The sequence below is a fragment of the Rhodopseudomonas palustris genome (assembly GCF_013415845.1).
Lineage (GTDB): Bacteria > Pseudomonadota > Alphaproteobacteria > Rhizobiales > Xanthobacteraceae > Rhodopseudomonas > Rhodopseudomonas palustris_F.
Window position 1 is genome coordinate 260,349 of sequence record NZ_CP058907.1, and the last position, 21,559, is coordinate 281,907.

Sequence of the window (21,559 nt, forward strand, 5' to 3'; positions counted from 1 at the left end):
GGTCCTTGGGACGTCGAGCAGGTCGGGGGGGCTCCCCACGCACTTCCTCGAATAGATCATCAAGCCGCCGCACAAGCCGGAGACCTGCTTCCGTATGATCCTCAACCTCGCTCAGACGAAATAGCTGAGCATTGGGATCTCTCAGCGAGAGAACTGATAGATCGTCTGGCCCGTCGTCTGCCACGGCATAAATTGGCTTAAAGAGCGACAACGCGGCGAACATCATTCGTTTGTCCAGATCTGGCTTGCCGGTGTTCCAGATATGAACTGCTACACTACGGCCGGCGATCTCAATTCCGAAGTTTGGCGTGTAGTTGACCTTAAAGGTTTTACCGGGGCTCTCGTATAGGGCAGCCCCCACGTCAACTACCACACCAGGATTGCGCGCTCTCCACAATCCGAGGCGCTCCAGTCCAGATCGAGCCGACCTGCGCTCTGGCAGACGGGGAATTGCGGCTACCGTTGCTAGCACGTCGTCGAGAGGCTCATTTTCGATGAGATATCGACGAGCCCGGAGCTTTAAGCTTCTGTGGAAGTCGTATCCGTCAGATCGGTCCCGAAGACGCTGTCTTACGATGGTGCGTTGGGGGCGCTGCCCCAAAGAGATCAATTTAAGGAATGCAGAGAATCCAAAAGTGGGCACGCAAGTCTCCATCGTGGAGAAGAATGGCCTCGTCTTCTCGCGAGATGGTTGTCCGCACGCCTGATGTCAAGTTCTACGCGATTACTTACAGTTCCCACCACCAGAACTCACGCGAATAAGAGCTAAAAGCCACTGGTCTCTTCTATGACCCATCACCACAGAAGCTAATTGCTTAGCGGTGATGGGTTTAAGACGGCCTCCAGGAGGAAGCCGGTTAACGACGACGTTGTCCTTAGTGCCAGTCGCGGATGTCGACGAAGTGGCCGGCGATCGCGGCGGCGGCGGCCATTGCCGGCGACACCAGATGGGTGCGGCCCTTGAAGCCCTGACGGCCCTCGAAGTTGCGGTTCGAGGTCGAGGCGCAGCGCTCTTCCGGCGCCAGCTTGTCGGGGTTCATCGCGAGGCACATCGAGCAGCCCGGCTCGCGCCATTCGAAGCCGGCCTTGATGAAGATCTTGTCCAGACCCTCGGCCTCGGCCTGCTCCTTCACCAGACCGGAGCCCGGCACGATGATGGCGTTGACATTGGCGTTGACGGTCTTGCCCTCGGCGACCTTGGCGGCGGCGCGCAGATCTTCGATGCGGCCGTTGGTGCAGGAACCGATGAACATCCGGTCGATCTTGATATCGGTGATCTTGGTGCCCGGGGTCAGGCCCATATAGGCCAGCGCGCGCTCCTTGGAGAGCCGCTTGGCCTCATCGGCGATGTCGGCCGGGTTCGGCACGCGGCCGGTGACCGAGATCACGTCCTCAGGCGAAGTGCCCCAGGTGACGATCGGCGGCAGCGCGGCGGCGTCGAGCTTGAGCTCGTGATCGAAATGCGCGCCGTCGTCGGAGCGCAGCGTCTCCCAATAGCGCAGCGCTGCGTCCCAGGCGGCGCCCTTCGGGGCCAGCGGCCGGCCCTTCAGGAACTCATAAGCCTTGGCGTCGGGCGCGATCAGGCCGGCGCGGGCGCCGCCTTCGATCGACATGTTGCAGACCGTCATGCGGCCTTCCATCGACAGCGAGCGAATCGCGTCGCCGGCGTATTCCAGCACGTAGCCGGTGCCGCCCGCGGTGCCGATCTCGCCGATGATCGCCAGGATCACATCCTTGGCGGTGACGCCGTCCGGCAACTGGCCGTCGACCGTCACCCGCATGTTCTTGGCCTTCTTCTGGATCAGCGTCTGGGTCGCCAGCACATGCTCGACCTCGGAGGTGCCGATGCCGTGCGCCAGCGCGCCGAACGCGCCGTGGGTCGAGGTGTGGCTGTCACCGCAGACGATGGTGGTGCCGGGCAGCGTGAAGCCCTGCTCCGGACCGATGACGTGGACCACGCCCTGACGCTTGTCGAACTCGTTGTAGTAGGTGATGCCGAAGTCGCGGGCATTCTCGGCCAGCGCGGCGATCTGCTCGGCGCTTTCCGGGTCGGGATTCGGTTTGGAGCGATCCGTGGTCGGCACGTTGTGGTCGACCACCGCCAGCGTCTTCTCCGGCGCGTGGACCTTGCGGCCGGCGGTGCGCAGCCCTTCGAACGCCTGCGGCGAGGTGACTTCGTGCACCAGATGACGGTCGATATACAGCAGGCAGGTGCCGTCCTCGGCCTCGTGGACCAGATGGTCGTTCCAGATCTTGTCGTACAGCGTGGTGGGCTTAGCGGACATGGTGGTCGGTCCTTCGGAAGGATCTTTGAATTGTCGAAGTGAGGTTGATCGCGCGGCGCGAATACGCCGTCGGCTGATCAGCTAATCAGCGCGGCCGTGGTCAGCCGGCCGAAGAACCGCCACGGCAGGCGGCTGCGGTCGTCGAGCACAATCTTCGAGGCGCGGCGGCGGTTTGGAAACATTCCATCCATATAGCACGTCGCGGCAGGGCCACAACGTTTCGCCGTGCAGGCCGGCGCGCAGCGCAGGCGCAACAAAAAAGCGCGACCCGAAGGCCGCGCTTTCTAAGAACCAAAATGTCGAAGCGCCGATTACTCGGCGGCAGCAACCGCAGCGGTGCGGTCCTGCTTCTTCTCGACGATGCGGGCCGACTTGCCGCGCAGGTTGCGCAGGTAATACAGCTTGGCGCGACGCACCTTGCCGCGGCGCACAACCTTGATCGAGTCGATCATCGGCGACAGCAGCGGGAACACGCGCTCCACGCCCTCACCGTACGAGATCTTGCGCACCGTGAAGCTCTCGTTGATGCCGCCGCCCGAGCGGCCGATGCAGACGCCTTCGTAGGCCTGCACGCGCGAACGCTCGCCTTCGACGACCTTCACGTTGACGATCACGGTATCACCGGGACCGAACTCCGGAATCGTCTTGCCGGCCGACAGCTTGTCGAACTGCTCTTTTTCGAGCGTCTGAATCAGGTTCATCGATAATTCTCCATCGGCGGCGCGCCCGACCATCCCGGCGCGGGCTGCGCAAAGATCCATTGTCCTGCCATTGCACGGATTTGGCGGTGCTATACGGCAATCTTGGGGGTTTGTCACCCGTCCGTCTTGTTTTTTGGCGTTTTTTGCGATTCGCCCTTTGCCCGAATGGTTTGCGCCGGTCTGGCGGCCCACAAATCGGGCCGCCGGGCCTTGGTCAGGGCCTCGGCCTCGCCCAACCGCCAGGCCGCAACCTTGCCGTGGTCGCCCGACAGCAGCACCTCGGGGATCGGCCGGCCCTCGAATGTCTGCGGCCTGGTGTATTGCGGGTATTCGAGCAGGCCAGCCGAAAAGCTCTCGTCGGTCGAGGATTCCAGCTTGCCCATCACGCCCGGCAGCAGCCGGACGCAGGCGTCGATCAGCGCCATCGCGGCGATCTCGCCGCCCGACAGCACATAATCGCCGATCGAGACTTCCTCGAGCCCGCGCGCGTCGATCACCCGCTGGTCAATGCCTTCGAACCGGCCGCAGACGATCAGCGGCCCGGGCCCGGCCGCAAGCTCGGCCACGCGTGCCTGGGTCAATGGCCGACCACGCGGGCTCATCACCAAACGCGGGCGATCCGCAGCAGCATCCACGGCGTCGATTGCGGCCGCCAGCACGTCGGCGCGCAGCACCATGCCGGGCCCGCCGCCCGCCGGGGTGTCGTCGACGCTGCGGTGTCGGTCAGTGGCCGAGTCCCGGATATCGCGCGCCTCCAGGGCCCACAGCCCCGACGCCAGCGCCCGCCCCGCCAGGCTAACGCCGAGCGGGCCGGGAAACATCTCCGGAAACAAGGTGAGGACAGTGGCGCGCCAGGTCATGCAGAGCCTGCAACAGGTGAGGCGTCATGCCCGGACTTGATCCGGGCATCCATCATCTTTGCGAGACGATGGATCGCCGGACCGAGCCCGGCGACGACAACGTAGAGTGTAGCAGCGTTCGGCCGGACCGATCGACGAGCCTTCACGCCTCCGGATGGTTCGGCGTGTCGCCTTCGATCTCGTTCGGCAGCTCGATCACCACCTGGCCGGCGTCGAGGTCGACGGTCGGCACCACCGCGTTGGTAAACGGCAGCAGCAGCGTCGGACCTGACGGCGGCGCGATTTCGATGATGTCGCCGGCGCCGAAATTGTGGATCGCCACCACCTTGCCGAGCGCGTCGCCAGCCGTGGTGACGGCGGCGAGCCCGATCAGGTCGGCGTGGTAGTACTCGTCGGCCTCGGTCGGCGGCAGCTTGTCGCGTGCCACATAGAGCTCGACGCCGTTGAGCCGTTCGGCCTCATCGCGCGTGGTGACGCCCTTCAGCGTCACCACCAGATGGCTCTTGGCCTCGCGCGCGCTCGCGATTTCGAACTGGCGCGCGCCGTCCTTGGTCACAAGCGGACCGTAGTCGCTGACGGCGAACGGGTCGGCGGTGAAGCTCCACAGCCGCACCGCACCGCGCACGCCATGCGGCGCGCCGATCCGGGCGACGCAAATGAGCCCGGACGGCATCAATCGCCCCGCTTACTTGCCGTCGGCGGCCTTGCGCTCCTTGCGCGGCACCGCCTTCTCGGGGTTGTTGCGGGCTTCACGCTTGCGGACACCGGCGGTGTCGAGGAAGCGGGCGACGCGGTCCGACGGCTGCGCGCCCTTGGCGAGCCAATCCTTGACCTTGTCGAGGTCGAGCTTGAGGCGGGCTTCGTTGTCCTTCGCCATCAGCGGGTTGAAGTAGCCGAGACGCTCGATGAAGCGGCCATCGCGCGGGAAGCGCGAGTCGGCGACGACGACGTGGTAGAACGGGCGCTTCTTGGTACCAGCGCGCGCGAGTCGGATGACGACGGACATTGCGGATCTCCTAGGTGGGGGTTCGTGTGTGTTGGTATTTCTAAAGTCGTCAGCTCGTCATTCCGGGGCGCGCGCTAAGCGCGCGAACCCGGAATCCCGAGGTGTTCTGGAAGCCGAGATTCCGGGTTCGCGAGCTGACGCTCGCGCCCCGAAATAACGACGAAAGCAAAATCCCGCGACCTCATTTCTTCTTCCCGAATCCCGGGAAGCCGCCGAGGCCGGGCAGCGTCGGCTTGCCGGCCAGGCCGGTGAGGCCGGGCAGATTGGGCATGCCGCCACGCAACGAGGCAGGCAGGTCCTTCGGCAGCTCCGGCAGGCCTTCGGGCATGTCGCCGCTCTTCATCTTTTCCTGCATCGCCTTGATCTCGTCGGGCGAGGGCAGACCACCGCCGAAGCCCATCGCCTTGGCGAAGCCGGCCATCGGGCCGCCCTTGCCGCGACCCACGGCCTTCATCATGTCGGCCATGTTGCGATGCATCTTCAGCAGCTTGTTGACGTCCTCGACCTTGATGCCGGCGCCGGCGGCGATGCGCTTCTTGCGGCTGGCCTTGAGGATGTCGGGGTTCTTGCGCTCCTCGCGCGTCATCGAATCGATGATCGCGACCTGGCGCTTGAGCACCTTGTCGTCGATGCCGGAGGCGGCGATCTGGTTCTTCATCTTGGAGATGCCGGGCATCAGGCCCATCAGCCCGCCGATGCCGCCCATCTTGGTCATCTGCAGCAACTGATCGCGCAAGTCCGTCAGATCGAACTTGCCCTTGCGCATCTTCTCGGCGACGGCGGCGGCCTTCTCGGCATCCAGCGTCGCGGCGGCCTTTTCGACCAGCGAGACGATGTCGCCCATGCCGAGAATGCGGCTGGCGATCCGGCTCGGATGGAAGTCTTCGAGCGCATCGGTCTTTTCGCCGGTGCCCATCAGCTTGATCGGCTTGCCGGTGACGGCGCGCATCGACAGCGCGGCACCGCCACGACCATCGCCGTCAATTCGGGTCAGCACGATGCCGGTGAGGCCGACGCGCTGATCGAACGCGCGGGCGAGATTGACGGCGTCCTGACCGGTCAGGCTGTCGGCGACCAGCAGCACTTCGTGCGGGTTCGCGGCGGCTTTGATTTCCGCCGCCTCGGTCATCATGTCTTCGTCGAGCGTGGTGCGGCCGGCGGTGTCGAGCAGCACGACGTCGTAACCGCCGAGCTTGCCGGCTTCCATCGCGCGCCGGGCGATATCCGGCGGCTGCTGACCGGCGACGATCGGCAGCGTGTCGATCTGCAGATCGCGGCCGAGCACCGCGAGCTGCTCCATGGCGGCCGGACGATAGACGTCGAGCGAGGCCATCAGCACCTTGCGCTTGTCGCGCTCGGTCATGCGGCGTGCCAGCTTGGCGGTGGTGGTGGTCTTACCCGAGCCCTGCAGACCGACCATCATGATCGGCACCGGCGGCACGGCGTTGAGGTCGATCGACTGGACCTCGGACCCCAGCGTGGCGATCAGCTCGTCATTGACGATCTTGACCACCATCTGGCCGGGCTTGACCGACTTGACGACGGTGGCGCCGACGGCCTGCTCGCGGACCCGCTCGGTGAACGAGCGCACCACTTCGAGGGCAACGTCGGCTTCCAGCAGCGCGCGGCGGATTTCGCGCATCGCCGCGTCGACATCGGCCTCGCTGAGCGCACCGCGCCCCGTCAGCCGATCGAGAATGCCACCCAGCTTTTCCGACAGATTGTCGAACATCGGCCCAATTCCAGCGACGGCCTTCCGGCGAAAGGCCTACAAAACCAAACACTTATGGCGCCCGAGGGCGCATCGCGCTGTCGGACGTTGACCTCCGGCCTCTTAGGACCGGGCGGCGGATCGAAAAGAGCACTTTTCGAGATTTCGGCGGCATCAATACGCGACCTCGCCCCGAAGTCAAGAAATCCGGCGCTTCGGCGCCTTGGAGGGGCTCCCGACTGGGCGGAAAAGCGCTATATTTCGTGAACTTAACGAGGTCCAAGGTCATGAAGCACGTCAGTCTGGCAGATGCGCGGGCCAACATTGCGAAACTGCTCGATGAGGTCGAGCGCGGCGAAACGGTGACGATCAGCCGTGATGGGGTGCATGCGCGGGACGTCGCGGTGCCGGCCCAAGAGCGTTCCGCGGATGTTGTGCAGGCCATCGAAGAGCTCAAGCAGCTCCGCAAGGCAAACGGACCTGCGACGGTCGAGGAGATTCTGTCCTGGCGCGACGAGGGGCGGCGGTTCTGAATGGCATTCGTGTTGGATGCTTCGACTGCCGTCGCCTGGTGTTTCGACGAACACCACCCCGCTGCCGATCGAACCCTTGAGCTCGCTAAAGTCAGCGAGCCGCGAGCTCCTGCGATCTTGTGGTTCGAGCTTCGCAATGCGGCCCTGATGGGGATTCGGCGAGGTCGGGTGAAAGCGGAAGCCGCCGACGGAGCGCTTGCCCGGATCGAGCGCATTCGCATCTCGATAGCGCCACTTCCGCCCGCGGCAGACCCGATCTTCGCCTTGGCCCAGCGCCACCGCCTGACCTTCTACGACGCCGCCTATCTCGAACTGGCGCAGCGCGAGCGGATCGGGCTGGCAACACTCGACGCGGCGCTGGTCCGGGCGGCGACCGCCGAAGGCGTGGCGCTGGTCGGCGCATGAGCGGATGAACGCGATCACACGCCGCCGCCTGCTGGCGACCGCTGCTGGCCTTGCCGCGACGGCCGGGCTCTCCTCCCTATGGATCTCCCGCATGAGCTATTACCAAGGCCCGGTCACCGATCACTTCGACGGCACGCGCTTCTTCGATCCCGATGGCGCGCCGCCGAAGAGCTTCTGGGAGGTGATGCGCTGGCGGTTCAGCCACAAGCCGGCGCAATGGCCCGAATGGGCACCGAGCCCGTTCGCCGACACCCCGCCGCCCCGCGTCGACGGCGCCGGCGTCAGGCTGGTTTATGTCGGCCATGCGAGCTGGCTGATCCAGACCGCCGGGCTCAACATTCTGATCGACCCGGTATGGTCGGAGCGGGTGTCGCCGGTGAGCTTCGCCGGGCCGAAGCGGCACAACGATCCGGGCATCGCGTTCGACCGCCTGCCGAAGATCGACGTGGTGCTGGTGTCGCACGGCCATTACGACCATCTCGACCTCGCTACGCTGTCGCGGCTTGCCGCTGCGCATGCGCCGCGGGTGATCACGCCGCTCGGCAATGATCTGACGATGACGGCGCATGACGACAGCATCCGCGCCGAAGCTTATGACTGGAGCGACCGGGTCGAACTGAACGATCGCGTCGCCGTGACGCTGGTGCCGACCCGGCACTGGACCGCGCGCGGCCTGTTCGACCGCAATCGCGCGCTGTGGGCCAGCTTCGTGCTCGAAACGCCTGCCGGCAGGATCTACGTGGTGTGCGACTCCGGCTATGGCGACGGCCGGCATTTCCGCCGCGTCCGCGATGCGCACGCCCCGCTGAAGCTGGCGATCCTGCCGATCGGCGCCTACGAGCCGCGCTGGTTCATGCAGGATCAGCACATGAACCCGGCCGATGCGGTGAAGGCGCTGGCCGATTGCGGCGCCGAGCGGGCGCTCGCCAATCACCACGGCACTTTCCAGCTCACCGACGAGGCGATCGATGCTCCCGAGCAGGCGCTGTATGCGGCGCTCGATGCCGAGGGCGTGCCGCGTGAGCGGTTTCCGGTGCTGAAGCCCGGGCAGGTGTTCGAGCTGTGAGCGTCGTGCTTACTGCGCCTTGACGCCCCAGTTCACCGTGACCGACACGTTCAGGGATTGCTCGCCCGGCGCAACCTGAGCGCCGGCCGACAGATCCGCCGCCATCTTGCGCATCGGCATGACGCCGGGGCCGGAATCCTCCGCGATCGACACCGGCGCCCCGAGTGTGAGGCCGGCGGCACGGGCGTAGATTTCGGCTTTGCGGCGCGCATCGGCGACCGCTTCGGTCCGCGCTTCGTCGAGCAGTTTCGATGCGTTGCTGACCGTGAAGCTGATGCCGCGAACCTCATTGGCGCCGGCCACCATCAGCCGGTCGAGAATGCCCGCCACCGCCGCGATGTCGCGCACCCGCACCGATACGATGTTCTTGGCCACATAGCCGGTGACCTCGCTCGGGCCGGGACGGTCGGCGTATTGCGGCTGCAGCGACAATTGCGAGGTCTGGATGTCCTTGCCGTCGATGCCGGCATTCTTCAACTCCAGCAACACCTTGCCGATCGCCAGATTGGTGGCTTCCGCCGCCGCGCGGGCCGACTTGGCGAAGTTCGACACCCCGGCTTCGATCACGGCGGTGTCGGGCGCGACCGACTTCTGGGCTTCCCCGCGCACAACGATGCCCGGCGGCGGGACATCCTGGGCGCGGGCCGGGAGCGTGACGAACAGGCAGCAGGTGGCGGCAGCGATGGAGAGCGAGCGGAGCATATTCATTTCATCGGCACGTAAACGTTGATCACCAGCTTGTCTTCGGCGGTCTTCAGCGGGTCGGTCATGTATTCCTCGATGAAGGTGTCCTTGGCCTCGAGCTTCTTGTCGTCGAGGAAGTTGGTGATCGCCTCGTAGGTGTTGTCCATGTTGTCGTAGGAGCCGCGGTGGACGAATTTCAGCGCCTTGCCGTCAGGCGACTTGCCGATGCTCATCGACTTGCCGAGGTTCTTCGGTTCCTGCGGCACCGGGATTTGCGCCTGGAAGGTGAAGCCGGCGTCGTCGGTCGAGGTGTAGACGATCATCGGGTTGCCGTTCGGCGCGATGCCTTGCTTGTCGAGCAGCGCGGTCAGCGACTTGAACGCGTCCATCAGGCTGTCGAAGGCGTTGTCCCAGTTCGCCTTGCCCTTCAGGATCACCACCGTCTTCGGCTCCAGCGTGCTCTCTTCGCCGAACGGATCGGCGGTCTGCACCGGCGCGGGAGCGGACGGCGCCGCCGGGGTCTGGGTCGCTGACGGAGCCGACGGCGTGGTCGGAACAGGCGTCGCGGACGGCGCTTCGCTCGCGGCCGGCGGCGTGGCAGGCGCGGGGGCCGCCGGAGTTGCGGACGTGGCAGGCGCCGCCGGCGTCTGAGCTTGTGCCGGTGCTGCGGCCGGCGGCTTGTCCTTGGCGTCCTTGCTGGCATCGGGGGCGGTCTGGGCCGATGCGCCGGCGATTCCGAGCGTCAGCACCAGCGCCGGCATCAGCCCGACACGCGTAAGACCAAACAGGCAGGGGCGTTCCATTCCATCTCTCCCAAGGCCACCGCGAACGTCGCCCGACCTTCCCGCGTGGCGCAGCATCGGACTTCGCGCGAGTCACCGAGTCGAGCGGTTTCTCATAACATCCGATCCGCGATTTCGTCCCATTCCGGCGAGCCATGCGACGGCCGTGTGGCTTCCCTGTGGCCGCGCGCCGCCGTGGGCGACGGACTGGCCAAACCAGCCCGGCTTCGCCATATAGGCGCAACGAGGACGAGAGCATGAGCGCGCTGGATAACCGCCTGTTTGCCAAGATGAACGGCATCGGCAACGAGATCGTGGTGGTCGACCTGCGCGATCAGCCGGCGCCGGTGACGCCGGCCGATGCGCGGGCGGTGGCGGCCCACGTGCCCTACGATCAACTGATGCTGTTGCAGCCGGCGCGGCTGCCCGGCACCGAAGCCTTCGTCCGGATCTACAACAATGACGGCTCCGAATCCGGCGCCTGTGGTAACGGCATGCGCTGCGTCGCGCGGCAGATGTTTGCAGGCAGCGACAAGAACGGCCTGACCTTCGAGACCCGCGCCGGCCTGCTCAATTGCTGGCGGGGCCCGGCCGACGGCCTCTACACCGTCGACATGGGTGAGCCGAAGTTCGGTTGGCAGGACATCCCGCTCGCCGAGGAATTCCGCGACACCCGGATGATCGAACTGCAGATTGGCCCGATCGACGCGCCGGTGCTGCATACGCCGTCGGTGGTCAGCATGGGCAATCCGCACGCGATCTTCTGGGTCGACGATGTGAACGCCTATGATCTCGGCCGGTTCGGACCGCTGCTGGAGAACCACCCGATCTTCCCGGAGCGCGCCAACATCACGCTCGCCCACATCGTCGACCGTCAGCACATCACCATGCGGACCTGGGAACGCGGCGCCGGGCTGACCAAGGCGTGCGGCTCCGCCGCCTGCGCCACCGCGGTCGCGGCGGCGCGGCTGAAGCGCACCCACCGGACTGTCGAGATGACGCTGCCGGGCGGCCAACTCACCATCGAGTGGCGCGAGAGCGACAATCACGTGCTGATGACCGGCGGTGCCGCATTCGAGTTCGAAGGCCGGTTCGACCCGGCGCTATTCTCCGGCGCGCTCGACCCGACTGGCGCCTGATGGCCGTCGAGGTCGTCACCTTCGGCTGCCGCCTCAATGCGTTCGAGTCCGAGCTGATCCGGCGCGAAGCGGAAGGCGCCGGCCTCGCCGACGCCATCGTGGTCAATAGCTGCGCAGTCACCAACGAGGCCGTGGCGCAGGCGCGGCAGCAGATCCGCAAGCTGAAGCGCGCGCGCCCCGAAGCCCGGATCATCGTCACTGGCTGCGCGGCGCAGACCGAGCCGGCGACGTTCGCCGCAATGGCAGAGGTCGACCGCGTCATCGGCAACGACGACAAGACCCGCAGCGATGCCTGGCACGCCGCCAAGAGTGCACTCGAGGCCAGCCCAAGCTTCGGACTCGACACCGAGCAGAAGATCGCGGTCGCCGACATCATGGCGGTGCGCGAAATGGCGCCGCATCTGCTGGACGGTTACCAGAGCGGGCTGCCGCGGGTGTTCGTGCAGGTGCAGAACGGCTGCGACCATCGCTGCACCTTCTGCATCATCCCGTATGGACGCGGTAACTCCCGATCGGTGCCGGTCGGCGCGGTGGTCGAACAGGTGCGGCTGCTGGCCGAGCGTGGCCACGCCGAGATCGTGCTGACCGGCGTCGACCTGACCAGCTATGGGGCCGACCTGCCGGGCGCGCCGAAGCTCGGCACGCTGGTTAAGAAAGTGTTACGGCACGTGCCGGAGCTGCAGCGGCTGCGGATCTCGTCGATCGATCAGGTCGAGGCCGATCGCGACCTGATCGATGCGCTCGCCACCGAGCCGCGGCTGATGCCGCATCTGCACCTGTCGCTGCAGGCCGGCGATGATCTGATCCTCAAACGGATGAAGCGCCGGCATGCGCGGGCCGATGCGATCGCGTTCTGTGCCGAGGTGCGGCGGCGGCGGCCGGACATCGCGCTCGGCGCCGATCTGATCGCCGGATTTCCGACCGAGACCGAGGAGATGTTTCAGCGCTCGCTCGACCTGGTCGAGGAATGCGGCCTGACGTTTCTGCACGTTTTTCCGTATTCACCGCGCCCCGGCACACCCGCGGCGCGGATGCCGCAGCTCGATGGCCGCGTGATCCGCGACCGCGCCGCCCGCCTGCGTGCCGCAGGCGAAGCAGCGCTGCAGCGGCGGCTGGCCGCGGAGATCGGCGCCACGCGCGCGGTGCTGATCGAGAGCCCGACACAGGGCCGCACCGAGCACTTCCTTCCGGTCGCGATCTCAGGCGCGACGCCGGGCGAGGTGCAGACCCTGCGGATCATCGGGCACGATGGCGCGCGACTGACCGCGTAGAGACGCGAATTACTTCAGCGTCCACACGCCGGTGTGTTTGATTTCGGAATCCTCCAGTTCGCGCGTCACCGGCACACCGTAGCTCGCGAGCTGCACGAGCTGGTCCTTCGGCAGATAGTAACGCCCCGGATCACCGATCAGCACCCGCGCGCCTTGCGCGACACGGTTTTGCAGAAACGTAAACGCAAGCCCGGCGATGTCCTGCTGATAGAAGATATCGCCGGCGAGCACAGCCTGCGCGGGCAGCGGGTGCGGCCCGGCAAGCAGATCGTCGCCGCAGACGTCGATCGCGACGCCGTTGGCCGCAGCGTTGACCAGGATCGCCTCGCGCGCGAAGCCGTCGATATCGAACGCGGTGACGCTGCGCGCGCCGGCCTTCATCGCCGCGATCGCCACCAGCCCGGAGCCGGAGGCGAGATCGATCACCTCCTTGCCCGCGACATCCTGCGGATGATCCAGCACATAGCGCGCCAGCGCCTGTCCGCCGGCCCAGGCGAACGCCCAGAATGGCGGAGGCAGCCCGGCCTCGCCAAGCTCTTCTTCGGTCTTGCTCCACAACGGCAGCGCCTCGTCGGCGACGTGCAGCCTCACCTCCGGCACCAACGGCACCTCGCGCAGCCGGGTGTTGGCGTGGATGAAGGCGATCGGATCGGTAATGGTGGAGGTGCTCATCGCGCGGTGATGGGCGAGCTACGAAGAGATGTAAAGCGTTGCTCTAAGCCAACCACGTCATCGCCCGCGCAGGCGGGCGATCCAGTATCGGAGAGAGCCCGAGATCCGATCGCGAACGCTCTGGAATACTGGATCCCCCGCATCCGCGGGGGATGACGTCACAATATAATCAGTGCGACTTAGGCTACAGCCCGCCCATCTTGCAGACCAGTTTCCACTCTTCGGCCGTCACCGGCTGCACCGACAGCCGCGAATATTTCATCAGCGCCATTTCGGCGAGCCGGGGTTCGGCCTTGACGGCGGCGAGGGTCACCGGGGTCTTCAGCGGCTTATCGGCCTTGATATCGACGCAGACGAACTTGCCGCTGGCATCGGTCGGATCCGGATAGGCCTCGCGGATGATTTCGGCGATGCCGACGATCTCCTTGCCTTCATTGGAGTGATAGAAGAATGCGCGGTCGCCGCGCCGCATCGCCACCATGTGCAGCTTGGCGGAGTGATTGCGCACGCCGGTCCAGGCTTCGCCGGCGGCGCCCTTGGCGACCTGCTGGTCCCACGACCACACAGACGGCTCGGATTTCACCAGCCAATACGCCACGTCTATTCCTCCGCCTTGAGAGGGCGCGTCAGCAGCCCTTCGATCGCTGCATCGACGCTGAGCTTGCCGCCGAGCACGGCCGCCACCGCGGTCGAGATCGGCATGTCGATGTCTTTGGCCTGCGCCATCTCCAGCAGCACCGGTGCGGTGTAGTAGCCTTCCGCCAGCTTGCCGTGCGCGGCGGACTCGATCCCTTCGCCGCGGCCGAGCGCCATGCCGAACGAGAAGTTACGCGACTGCGGCGTCGAGCAGCACATCGTCAAATCGCCGAGACCCGACAGGCCATGCATGGTCTCGATCCGCGCCCCATAGGCCTTGCCGAACCGCACCAGTTCGACGAAGCCACGCGTCGTCATCGCCGCCAGCGCCGAGGCGCCGAGCTGCCGGCCCTCGACGATGCCGGCCGCGATCGCCAGCACGTTCTTGGTAGCGCCACCAAGTTCGACACCGCGCACGTCGGTCGAATGATACGGGCGGAAGCTGCCGGAATTCATCGCCTGGGCCAGCGCCTGCGCGCAGGCTGCGTCAGTGGCGGCGATCGTCACCGCGGTCGGCAGGCCGCGCGCGACGTCGGCCGCAAAGCTCGGGCCCGAAAGGATCGCCGGGATCGCGGCCGGCGCCGCTTCGGCAATGATCTCAGTCATGAACCGATGGGTGCCGTGCTCGATACCCTTGGCGCAGGCGACCAGCGGCGTGCGCGGCGCGATCAGCGGCTGCAGCGACGTGACCACCTGGCGCAGCACCTGTGCCGGAACCACCAGCAGCAGCGCATCGGCGCGCGCCGCTTCGGCAAGATCGCGCGTCACCTGGATCGACGGCTCCAGCCGCACGCCCGGCAGGAAACGGCTCTCGCGCGCCGCGATCAGATGCTCGGCGTTGCCGGCATCGTGCTCCCACAACGTCACCTTTCGCCCGGCGCGCGCAGCAGTCTGCGCCAGCGCGGTGCCCCAGGCGCCGCCGCCGAGCACGGCAATCGAATTCAACGAACCCATCGCAACATCATCCAAGCCACCGACACAGCCCGGCCTTAGAACCCGGCACGCGTGTTGGCAAATTTCGCCGGTGCGGTGGCGTTGGCGTCGAGCAGCCAACGCGCGCGCGGCGCGGTATCCATCGTGTCGGTGAGGCCGAGCGCCAGCCGCTCGGCTCCGGCCCAGGCGATCATCGCGCCGTTGTCGGTGCACAGCGCCGGCGGTGGCACGATCAGCGTGGTCTGCACCTTGGCGGCGACTTCGCGCAGCATCCGGCGGATCGCCTGATTGGCGGCGGCGCCGCCGGCCGCGACCAGCGCCTTCGGCGGCCCGAACCGTTCCTTGAACAGCCGCAGCCCGGCGCCGAGCCGGTCGGCCACCGATTCCAGCACCGCGGCCTGAAAGCCCGCGCACAGATCGTTGATGTCCTGCGGATCGAGCGGCGTCAGCTTACCGGCCTCGTTGCGGACCGCAGTCTTCAGCCCGGACAGAGAGAAATTGGCATCCTGGCGCCCGAGCATCGGGCGAGGAAATGCGAAGCGGTTGGGATCGCCGGCTTCGGCGGCGCGCTCGACCTGAGGGCCGCCGGGGTAGGGCAGGCCGAGCATCTTGGCGATCTTGTCGAATGCCTCGCCGATCGCGTCGTCGACCGTGGTGCCGAGCCGGACGTAGTTGCCGACGCCGAGCACCGCGACGATCTGAGTGTGGCCGCCGGACGCGAGGAACAGACAGTAGGGAAACTCGACCGCGTCGGTCAGCCGCGGCGTCAGCGCATGGGCTTCGAGATGATTGACCGCGATCAGCGGTGTGCCGTGCACCAGCGCAATCGCCTTGGCGGTGGTCAGTCCGACGATCACGCCACCGATCAGCCCTGGCCCGGCGGCTGCCGCAACCCCGGACAGACTGGCGAACGCCACGCCGGCTTCGTTCATCGCCGCCGCAATGATGCCGTCGAGCACATCGACATGGGCGCGCGCGGCGATCTCCGGGACGACGCCACCAAAGGGGGCGTGTTCATCGGTCTGGGAACGCACGATATTGGAGAGGAGGCGCCCGCTGCCGTCGGCGGGACGCTCGACCACGGCGGCTGCGGTTTCATCGCAGGTGGTCTCGATCCCCAGCACCAGCAAGGCTTGTTCACTAGTCAAATTGAGCCCTTGCGTTTGCGCCCGAACCGGCGTTCTCCTTGCCTCGCGTAGCATTGCGGGGTCTTGGAATGCAATCATCCCCTTGGCGCCCTGCGGCCCCGGCAGATTGCGTGGGAGCAGCGAAGCGGGGCATTGCAGCGCGACCGGTTTTCACGCGGCTCAGGGTCATGCGGCCGGGCTTCTTCGGATTCATTTTCATCAATCGACAGGCGAGGACGTAACGCGTGGCTTTGCTCGTCACCCGCCCGCAACCCGATGGCGACGCGACCGCGAAAGCGTTGCGCGCCAAGGGCTATGACGTGCTGCTGGCGCCGATGCTGCGGTTCGAGCCGGTGCCGTTCCCCGACGATCCCGACGCCCACTACACCGGCGTGATCGTCACCAGCGCCAATGCGCTGCGCGCGCTGGACGACCAGCCGGTGCTGGCGCGGCTGTTGAAACTGCCGCTGTTTGCGGTCGGCAAGCACACTGCTCGCAAGGCGCAGGACGCCGGCTTCAGCGACGTGATCGTGGCGGACGGCGACGCCGCCAAGCTCAGGATCAAGATCCGCGACAGCCTCCGCGGCACAGACAAGCGGGCTGGCGCGTTGCTGTATCTGGCGGGCGCCGATCTGTCGCGAGACCTCGCCGGCGAATTGCGCGAAGATGGCTTCGACGTCGTGATGCAGACCGCCTACCGGATGGTGCCGTTGCCGAGCCTGCCGGCGGACGTATGCGATGCCTTTGCGGCCAATCGCATCGAGGCGGTGCTGCACTACTCGCGGCGGAGCGCCCGGGCGTTCATCGACGCGACGCGGACCTCCGGCATCGAGATTTCGGCGCTGGCGATTCCGCAATGCTGCCTGTCGGAGGCGGTCTCCGAGGTAGTGCGCGAGGCTGGCGCCAACCAGGTGATGGTGGCGCGCAAGCCGGACGAAAAAGCGCTGCTCGAAGCGCTGGATCGGGCCCTCGGCCCGGCCAAAGTGAATTGATGCCGCGCCGGACCGCCGGCGCCGACAGGTAGCGACGAGGAAAATCCAAGGATGGTCGAGAACAGGCCCGAACACGAACAGGCTGCGGAACCGGCCGAGCATCACCAGCCGACCGGCGAGGAGACCAGCACCGCGGCCACTAGTGCCGAGGCAGAAGCTGCAGCGGAGATAGCGCCCGAGGCCGAACCGGCGCAGGGACCGGAGCAGGCCTTCGACATCGCCGCCGATCAGCGCGAGCAGGCCGAGCAGGCTGCCGGCCTGCCGGAACCGGAATTCGCCACCACCACAGCTGCAGCCGATGCGTCGGCGACCGCGCAAAGCTCTGCAGCGCCGCGGAACAGCATTGCGTCGCTGATTCTGCCACCGGTGCTGACGATCGCGATAGCCACCGGCCTCGTCGTCGGTGCCGCCAAGATGGGCCTGCTGCCGCAATTTCTGTCGTCGACCAGCGTCACGGCCCCGCAGGCAGATCCTGCAGCGTTCGATGCGCTGAACGCCCGGATCGCCAAGCTCGAAGCCGCTCCCACGGCTGGCGGCGCAACGGCCGTGCCGAGCGACAGCGCGGCGCTGGAAGCGCTCGCGATCCGGATCACAAATCTCGAAGCGCGGCCAAAGGCGGCATCCGATGGGGCTGCCGCTGCCGATCCGGCCGCTACCGGCCGGATCGATGCGCTGGAGAAGTCGGTGGCGTCGCTGCGGGACGACCTGACAGCGCTGCGGAGCCAGACCGATCAGCTCGCGGCAACCGTGAAGGACTTGAAGGCTGCGCCGGGCGCCAGCGCCGACGAGGCCAAGCCGAGTGCGGAGGCAGCCGGCGCCGACAAGGCGGCCGCGCTGGAGCAGACCACCGCCGCGTTAGCCGCGATCGATCGGCGGCTCGGCGCACTGGAAACCGCCGCCAAGGCCGAGGCGGAGAAACCGGCGCCGAAATCCACCCCCGCCGAAGACGGCGCTCTGCGCCGCGCGGTCGCCGCCACCTTGCTCGACCTCGCCGTCACGCAAGGCCAACCGTTCCAGGCCTTGCTGAAGGCCGCGGCGCCACTCGCGCCCGATGCTGGGTCGCTGAAGCCGCTCGACCGCTTCGCCGCGACCGGCGTTCCGAGTGCCCGTGCGCTCGGCCAGGAGCTGATCGACCAACTGCCGAACCTGCTGCCCGACAAAACCCATTCGAATGCCAATTTCATCGACCGGTTTCAGGCCAATGCCGAGCGGCTGGTGAAGATTCAGCGCTCGGATGCGGTCGAGGGCATCGATCGCACCGCGATCGTCGGCCGGCTGAGCGCGGCCGCCAAGCAGGGCGACATCGCCGCCGCGCTGAAAGAGATGAAAGCGCTTGCGCCGGGTGACCGCGCTCCTGTTCAATCCTGGATCGACAAGGCCGAGGCGCGCGACCAAGCGCTCGCGGCGTCCCATCAATTTGCCACCGCAGCGCTCGGGGCGCTGCAAAAACCGTCGCCATAGGTCTGCCCATGCTGCGCATCGTTCTGTTTCTCGTGATCATCGCGCTCGCGGCGGCGGGCGCCGCCTGGGTGGCCGACCAGCCCGGCGAAGTGGTGCTGTCCTGGAACGACTGGAAGGCGTCGATGACGCTGCCGGTGTTCGCGCTGGTGATCGGCGCCGGCGTGGTCGCCGTGATGCTGGCCTGGGCGATCATCCTCGGCGTGGTGCGCGCGCCCAGCTGGATGAAGCGCGGCCGCAGCTCGCGGCGCAGTGCCCGCGCGCGCAACGCCATCACCCAGGGCCTGCTCGCGGTCGGCCATGGCGACAGTAGCACCGCCCGCCTGCACGCCAGCGCGGCCCGTCGCCACGCACCGCACGATCCGCTCGCTTTGCTGCTACAGGCGCAGTCGGCCCAGCTCGAAGGCGACCGCGAAGGCGCGCGCCGCGCGTTCCTGGCGATGGCCGCCCGCAAGGACACCAAGTCGCTCGGCATGCGCGGGCTGTATATCGAAGCGCAGCGCGCCGACGATCCTTACGCGGCGCTGGCAATCGCCGAAGAGGCGCTGCGGGTTCAGCCGAATTGTGCGTGGGCGTCGCAGGCGGTGCTCGGCTTCCGCTGCGCCCGCTCGGACTGGACTGGCGCGCTGGAAATTCTCGAGCGCAACCTGTCGGCCGGGCTGATCGACAAGAAGGCGTTTCGCCGGCAGCGCGCGGTGCTGCTGACTGCGCGGGCGATCGATCTGGAAGAGAGCGACGAAAGCCTCGCCCGCGACAGCGCACTCGAAGCCAACAAGCTGGCACCGACCCTGGTGCCGGCGGCGGTGCTGGCGGCCAAATATCTCGCCGAAGCTCATCAGGTCCGCCGCGCCATGAAGGTGATCGAGGCCGCCTGGCAGGCGCAGCCGCATCCGGATCTGGCTTCGACCTACGCCAATCTGAAGCCGGGCGACACCGCCACCGCGCGGCTCGGCCGGGTCGAAAATCTGGTCGGCAAGGGTCCGCAGCAGCTCGAAAGTGCCCTCGCGATCGCTCGTGCGGCGATCGACGCCGGCTCGTTCAGCCGCGCCCGCACGGTGCTGCAGCCCTATCTCGACATGCCGACCCAGCGGGTCGCGATGCTGATGGCCGAGATCGAACACGGCGACCGCGGCGATACTGCGAAGGCGAGGGCCTGGACGCTGCGGGCAGTGCGCGCGCTGCACGACCCGGTGTGGACCGCCGACGGCTATGTGTCGGATCACTGGCGGCCGGTGTCGCCGGTCACCGGGCGGCTCGACGCGTTCCAGTGGCAGGTCCCGGTCTCGGCGCTGCCGTCCAGCAAGGCGGTGGTGGTCGATGACAAGTTCCACGACGCACTGATTGCCTCCTCGGCTGGCGAGACGCTGCCCGCCAGTACGACGTCGGAGGCCGTGACGGTGACGGTCGAGGCGGCTCCCGAAGCGCCGATCGTGGCCCCGAAGGAACCGACCGCAGTGTTGGAAGAGACGGCCAAGGCCGACAAGCCCGCCAAGACGACCGAAGCTCCGGCCGAAGCGGTCGCCCCGCCGGCGGCGTCCTCGTCGCCGCTGTTCCACCGCCGCAAGGAAGCTGCTCCGGTAATCCCGATCGTGCGGGCTCCGGACGATCCGGGCGTGGACGAAGACGCCGCGCCGGAAGAGTTCCCCGAACGCGCGCCGACAACGGCCGGGCAGAGCAGCGGCTGGCGGGGTTACCGGCCGCCGCGCTGAGTTGCACGGCGCGTTTCGGTTGTTGGGACCGAGTTCGACAAAACCACATCGGCGGACGCTCCGGCCGCCGGTTCAGGCGCCCTGGTTCTTGCCAATCAGGCCGCCGCCCGATATCAGGAGCCAACGTTTCGGGCCGCTTCGTCAGCGCGCCCGCGGTCGCCGCAATAGCTCAGCTGGTAGAGCACGTCATTCGTAATGACGGGGTCGGGGGTTCGAATCCCTCTTGCGGCACCACCCTCTCTTCATCCGCACTGCTCCGCCTCGCGCGACTTGGCATCGCCGGTGCAGGCTGCCGCCTCCACTTCAGCGGGGCTGGTCGGAACGTTCCGAAACGGGAGCCAGCTTCCAGTCGAACGGTCTCCGTTCTCGACGGATGCGGAGTGAACCGACGAGCGGATCTCCATCCTGGCTCCTCCCAGCGCTTGTCACGACCACGCACGTCCTTGGAGCGAACACCTGCCTGGCTTCGACGAGCCCCGCCGGAACGTTCGGAGACATCGCCGACACATGGGCCGTCGTTGGACGGGGGCAGGGGTCAAATAGAAAAGCCCGCGGCGATGCGCGGGCTTTTGTTGGTACCGGCTCACCCGACCGGGTGAGCCTCGATGTGATGATCTCAACGCTTGGTTTTGATCGTCGCGCCTTCAATGACTCCAGGAGGCGCGTTCAGGGTCGCGGAACGAGGCGCCGATCAGGCGCGCTTCGGAACGCCCAAACCGTTGTGCAGCCAGCTGCTCCAAGACCGCGACAGCGTCTCGCTGACCGTCCGTCCGTCCGTGAACAGCATCTCGCGGGCATTGCTGACCGCCCCCTTCAGATCCATCCACATTTCCTTGAGATTGGACAGAATGCCGTTGGTGCCGTCGAGGACCCGATGGCTCTTCAGCTTCGCCAGTTCGATCAGCGACTGCTGAATCTTGGCGATCGACCGCGCGATCCGGCCGATTTCATCCGAGCGGCTCAGCGCATGAATGCGAACGCTCGTGTCGCCAGAGGCGAGGCGCTCGACGTCCTTCTCCAGTTCGCCAAGCGGGGCGAGCAGGCCGCGCGAAATCCGGGTACCGACCAGACCGACCACCGCGAACACCACGACACCGGCGAGCAGCAGCATGGTGCGAGCAGCGCCGACGCCGTAATCCGGAGTCGAGGTGACCACCGTCTCGGACGCCTGAACCACCAGACCCTGACCTTCGTACGACGCCGGCATCACCACCGGCCCGGCATCCTGCTGCATCACCAGCATGCCGACGATGCTGCCGTCCGCGGCGCGGACTGGCGACAGCGTCGCTCCCCCTTGGCCGACCAGGCGGTCGAGCGACGCGACGCTCGCGGCCTGCTTGGCATGGCTATCGGTGACCTTATGCAAGACCATTTCGCCGACGCCACCGATGGCGACCGAGGCGAACAGCGTAATTCCCAAGACGAGGATCGAGATCTTCTGGGCTAGGTTTCGGTTGGACAGATCGAATTGCATCGTAGTTCTCCAGCTTTCTTCAATTAGGGGCGGCTTGCCCCCTAAGGTGAACAGCGTGAACAACGCTTTACTTATTAACGTTAACGATTCGCTAACTCCCGCGTAGACCTGCTTG

21 protein-coding genes and 1 tRNA gene are annotated in these 21,559 nt (G+C 66.7%); 9 read left to right on the top strand and 13 right to left on the bottom strand.

The window, feature by feature from the left end; all coding sequences use genetic code 11:
* Nucleotides 1-875: 875 nt before the first annotated feature.
* From leuC to ffh, 6 genes are all read right to left on the bottom strand, one after another.
* Nucleotides 876-2,285 carry a 3-isopropylmalate dehydratase large subunit gene (gene leuC / locus HZF03_RS01220; protein ID WP_119017680.1) on the bottom strand — a complete coding sequence of 470 codons (1,410 nt, stop codon included), beginning with the start codon at nucleotides 2,283-2,285 and terminating at the stop codon, nucleotides 876-878.
* Nucleotides 2,286-2,596: 311 nt separating this feature from the next.
* Complete coding sequence (gene rplS, locus HZF03_RS01225) at nucleotides 2,597-2,986, bottom strand: 50S ribosomal protein L19 (RefSeq protein WP_011155809.1); 390 nt, start codon at nucleotides 2,984-2,986, stop codon at nucleotides 2,597-2,599.
* A gap of 113 nt (nucleotides 2,987-3,099) precedes the next feature.
* The gene (gene trmD, locus HZF03_RS01230; RefSeq protein ID WP_013500232.1) at nucleotides 3,100-3,846 is read right to left on the bottom strand and encodes a tRNA (guanosine(37)-N1)-methyltransferase TrmD; all 747 of its coding nucleotides are present in this window, start codon (nucleotides 3,844-3,846) and stop codon (nucleotides 3,100-3,102) included.
* Between the two features lie 142 nt (nucleotides 3,847-3,988).
* Nucleotides 3,989-4,519 (bottom strand): ribosome maturation factor RimM, encoded by a 531-nt coding sequence (rimM, locus tag HZF03_RS01235; protein ID WP_119017679.1) that lies wholly within the window; start codon nucleotides 4,517-4,519, stop codon nucleotides 3,989-3,991.
* A gap of 12 nt (nucleotides 4,520-4,531) precedes the next feature.
* A complete protein-coding gene (gene rpsP / locus HZF03_RS01240; RefSeq protein WP_011155812.1) occupies nucleotides 4,532-4,852 on the bottom strand; it encodes a 30S ribosomal protein S16 in 321 nt (106 codons plus the stop codon).
* A gap of 181 nt (nucleotides 4,853-5,033) precedes the next feature.
* Nucleotides 5,034-6,584, bottom strand: coding sequence for a signal recognition particle protein (gene ffh / locus HZF03_RS01245; RefSeq protein WP_011155813.1), 1,551 nt, complete (start codon nucleotides 6,582-6,584; stop codon nucleotides 5,034-5,036).
* A 266-nt stretch (nucleotides 6,585-6,850) separates the two neighbouring features.
* Between ffh and HZF03_RS01250 the strand changes: the two genes are divergently transcribed.
* From HZF03_RS01250 to HZF03_RS01260, 3 genes are read left to right on the top strand one after another with little or no spacing between them, the layout of a single operon-like run.
* Entirely contained in the window at nucleotides 6,851-7,096 is a 246-nt protein-coding gene (locus tag HZF03_RS01250) for a type II toxin-antitoxin system Phd/YefM family antitoxin (protein ID WP_042440678.1), read from the top strand.
* Nucleotides 7,097-7,501 carry a type II toxin-antitoxin system VapC family toxin gene (locus HZF03_RS01255; RefSeq protein WP_119017678.1) on the top strand — a complete coding sequence of 135 codons (405 nt, stop codon included), beginning with the start codon at nucleotides 7,097-7,099 and terminating at the stop codon, nucleotides 7,499-7,501. It abuts the gene before it with no gap.
* A gap of 4 nt (nucleotides 7,502-7,505) precedes the next feature.
* Nucleotides 7,506-8,567 carry an MBL fold metallo-hydrolase gene (locus HZF03_RS01260; RefSeq protein WP_119017677.1) on the top strand — a complete coding sequence of 354 codons (1,062 nt, stop codon included), beginning with the start codon at nucleotides 7,506-7,508 and terminating at the stop codon, nucleotides 8,565-8,567.
* A 9-nt stretch (nucleotides 8,568-8,576) separates the two neighbouring features.
* Here the strand turns inward: HZF03_RS01260 and HZF03_RS01265 are convergent, their stop codons facing one another.
* Complete coding sequence (locus HZF03_RS01265; protein WP_119017676.1) at nucleotides 8,577-9,275, bottom strand: SIMPL domain-containing protein; 699 nt, start codon at nucleotides 9,273-9,275, stop codon at nucleotides 8,577-8,579.
* Nucleotides 9,272-10,054 (bottom strand): GyrI-like domain-containing protein, encoded by a 783-nt coding sequence (locus HZF03_RS01270; RefSeq protein WP_119017675.1) that lies wholly within the window; start codon nucleotides 10,052-10,054, stop codon nucleotides 9,272-9,274. The genes HZF03_RS01265 and HZF03_RS01270 overlap by 4 nt, the downstream gene beginning before the upstream one ends.
* A 236-nt stretch (nucleotides 10,055-10,290) precedes the next feature.
* Here HZF03_RS01270 and dapF point away from each other — a divergent pair, with 236 nt between their 5' ends.
* Nucleotides 10,291-11,172: a diaminopimelate epimerase gene (gene dapF, locus HZF03_RS01275; RefSeq protein WP_119017674.1), complete on the top strand. Its 882-nt coding sequence runs from the start codon at nucleotides 10,291-10,293 to the stop codon at nucleotides 11,170-11,172.
* A complete protein-coding gene (gene mtaB / locus HZF03_RS01280; RefSeq protein WP_119017673.1) occupies nucleotides 11,172-12,443 on the top strand; it encodes a tRNA (N(6)-L-threonylcarbamoyladenosine(37)-C(2))-methylthiotransferase MtaB in 1,272 nt (423 codons plus the stop codon). Before dapF ends, mtaB begins: the two co-directional genes overlap by 1 nt.
* Before the next feature lie 9 nt (nucleotides 12,444-12,452).
* Here mtaB and HZF03_RS01285 read toward each other — a convergent pair whose 3' ends face one another.
* The 4 genes from HZF03_RS01285 to tsaD form a co-directional block, all read right to left on the bottom strand.
* On the bottom strand, nucleotides 12,453-13,115 hold the full coding sequence (locus HZF03_RS01285) for a class I SAM-dependent methyltransferase (RefSeq protein ID WP_119017672.1): 663 nt from the start codon (nucleotides 13,113-13,115) through the stop codon (nucleotides 12,453-12,455).
* A 184-nt stretch (nucleotides 13,116-13,299) separates the two neighbouring features.
* Nucleotides 13,300-13,713 carry an EVE domain-containing protein gene (locus tag HZF03_RS01290; RefSeq protein WP_119017671.1) on the bottom strand — a complete coding sequence of 138 codons (414 nt, stop codon included), beginning with the start codon at nucleotides 13,711-13,713 and terminating at the stop codon, nucleotides 13,300-13,302.
* Between the two features lie 2 nt (nucleotides 13,714-13,715).
* Nucleotides 13,716-14,705: an NAD(P)H-dependent glycerol-3-phosphate dehydrogenase gene (locus HZF03_RS01295; RefSeq protein ID WP_011155822.1), complete on the bottom strand. Its 990-nt coding sequence runs from the start codon at nucleotides 14,703-14,705 to the stop codon at nucleotides 13,716-13,718.
* A 35-nt stretch (nucleotides 14,706-14,740) separates the two neighbouring features.
* The gene (gene tsaD / locus HZF03_RS01300; protein WP_119017670.1) at nucleotides 14,741-15,814 is read right to left on the bottom strand and encodes a tRNA (adenosine(37)-N6)-threonylcarbamoyltransferase complex transferase subunit TsaD; all 1,074 of its coding nucleotides are present in this window, start codon (nucleotides 15,812-15,814) and stop codon (nucleotides 14,741-14,743) included.
* 242 nt (nucleotides 15,815-16,056) lie between these two features.
* On the opposite strand from tsaD, the gene HZF03_RS01305 reads away from it, so the two are divergent.
* From HZF03_RS01305 to HZF03_RS01320, 4 genes are all read left to right on the top strand, one after another.
* Entirely contained in the window at nucleotides 16,057-16,803 is a 747-nt protein-coding gene (locus HZF03_RS01305) for a uroporphyrinogen-III synthase (protein ID WP_119017669.1), read from the top strand.
* Nucleotides 16,804-16,854: 51 nt separating this feature from the next.
* Nucleotides 16,855-18,264 (top strand): COG4223 family protein, encoded by a 1,410-nt coding sequence (locus tag HZF03_RS01310; protein ID WP_119017668.1) that lies wholly within the window; start codon nucleotides 16,855-16,857, stop codon nucleotides 18,262-18,264.
* A gap of 8 nt (nucleotides 18,265-18,272) precedes the next feature.
* Complete coding sequence (locus HZF03_RS01315) at nucleotides 18,273-19,970, top strand: heme biosynthesis protein HemY (protein WP_119017667.1); 1,698 nt, start codon at nucleotides 18,273-18,275, stop codon at nucleotides 19,968-19,970.
* 158 nt (nucleotides 19,971-20,128) lie between these two features.
* Nucleotides 20,129-20,204 (top strand) — tRNA-Thr (locus tag HZF03_RS01320).
* Nucleotides 20,205-20,661: 457 nt separating this feature from the next.
* Here the strand turns inward: HZF03_RS01320 and HZF03_RS01325 are convergent.
* Nucleotides 20,662-21,444, bottom strand: coding sequence for a HAMP domain-containing protein (locus HZF03_RS01325; RefSeq protein ID WP_011155827.1), 783 nt, complete (start codon nucleotides 21,442-21,444; stop codon nucleotides 20,662-20,664).
* Between the last annotated feature and the right edge of the window lie 115 nt (nucleotides 21,445-21,559).

Bases quoted from the DNA above. Each gene is read 5' to 3' on its own strand.
- leuC (WP_119017680.1), bottom strand. From the start codon at position 2,285: ATGTCCGCTAAGCCCACCACGCTGTACGACAAGATCTGGAACGACCAT.
- rplS (WP_011155809.1), bottom strand. From the start codon at position 2,986: ATGAACCTGATTCAGACGCTCGAAAAAGAGCAGTTCGACAAGCTGTCG.
- trmD (WP_013500232.1), bottom strand. From the start codon at position 3,846: ATGACCTGGCGCGCCACTGTCCTCACCTTGTTTCCGGAGATGTTTCCC.
- rimM (WP_119017679.1), bottom strand. From the start codon at position 4,519: ATGCCGTCCGGGCTCATTTGCGTCGCCCGGATCGGCGCGCCGCATGGC.
- rpsP (WP_011155812.1), bottom strand. From the start codon at position 4,852: ATGTCCGTCGTCATCCGACTCGCGCGCGCTGGTACCAAGAAGCGCCCG.
- ffh (WP_011155813.1), bottom strand. From the start codon at position 6,584: ATGTTCGACAATCTGTCGGAAAAGCTGGGTGGCATTCTCGATCGGCTG.
- HZF03_RS01250 (WP_042440678.1), top strand. From the start codon at position 6,851: ATGAAGCACGTCAGTCTGGCAGATGCGCGGGCCAACATTGCGAAACTG.
- HZF03_RS01255 (WP_119017678.1), top strand. From the start codon at position 7,097: ATGGCATTCGTGTTGGATGCTTCGACTGCCGTCGCCTGGTGTTTCGAC.
- HZF03_RS01260 (WP_119017677.1), top strand. From the start codon at position 7,506: ATGAACGCGATCACACGCCGCCGCCTGCTGGCGACCGCTGCTGGCCTT.
- HZF03_RS01265 (WP_119017676.1), bottom strand. From the start codon at position 9,275: ATGAATATGCTCCGCTCGCTCTCCATCGCTGCCGCCACCTGCTGCCTG.
- HZF03_RS01270 (WP_119017675.1), bottom strand. From the start codon at position 10,054: ATGGAACGCCCCTGCCTGTTTGGTCTTACGCGTGTCGGGCTGATGCCG.
- dapF (WP_119017674.1), top strand. From the start codon at position 10,291: ATGAGCGCGCTGGATAACCGCCTGTTTGCCAAGATGAACGGCATCGGC.
- mtaB (WP_119017673.1), top strand. From the start codon at position 11,172: ATGGCCGTCGAGGTCGTCACCTTCGGCTGCCGCCTCAATGCGTTCGAG.
- HZF03_RS01285 (WP_119017672.1), bottom strand. From the start codon at position 13,115: ATGAGCACCTCCACCATTACCGATCCGATCGCCTTCATCCACGCCAAC.
- HZF03_RS01295 (WP_011155822.1), bottom strand. From the start codon at position 14,705: ATGGGTTCGTTGAATTCGATTGCCGTGCTCGGCGGCGGCGCCTGGGGC.
- HZF03_RS01310 (WP_119017668.1), top strand. From the start codon at position 16,855: ATGGTCGAGAACAGGCCCGAACACGAACAGGCTGCGGAACCGGCCGAG.
- HZF03_RS01315 (WP_119017667.1), top strand. From the start codon at position 18,273: ATGCTGCGCATCGTTCTGTTTCTCGTGATCATCGCGCTCGCGGCGGCG.
- HZF03_RS01325 (WP_011155827.1), bottom strand. From the start codon at position 21,444: ATGCAATTCGATCTGTCCAACCGAAACCTAGCCCAGAAGATCTCGATC.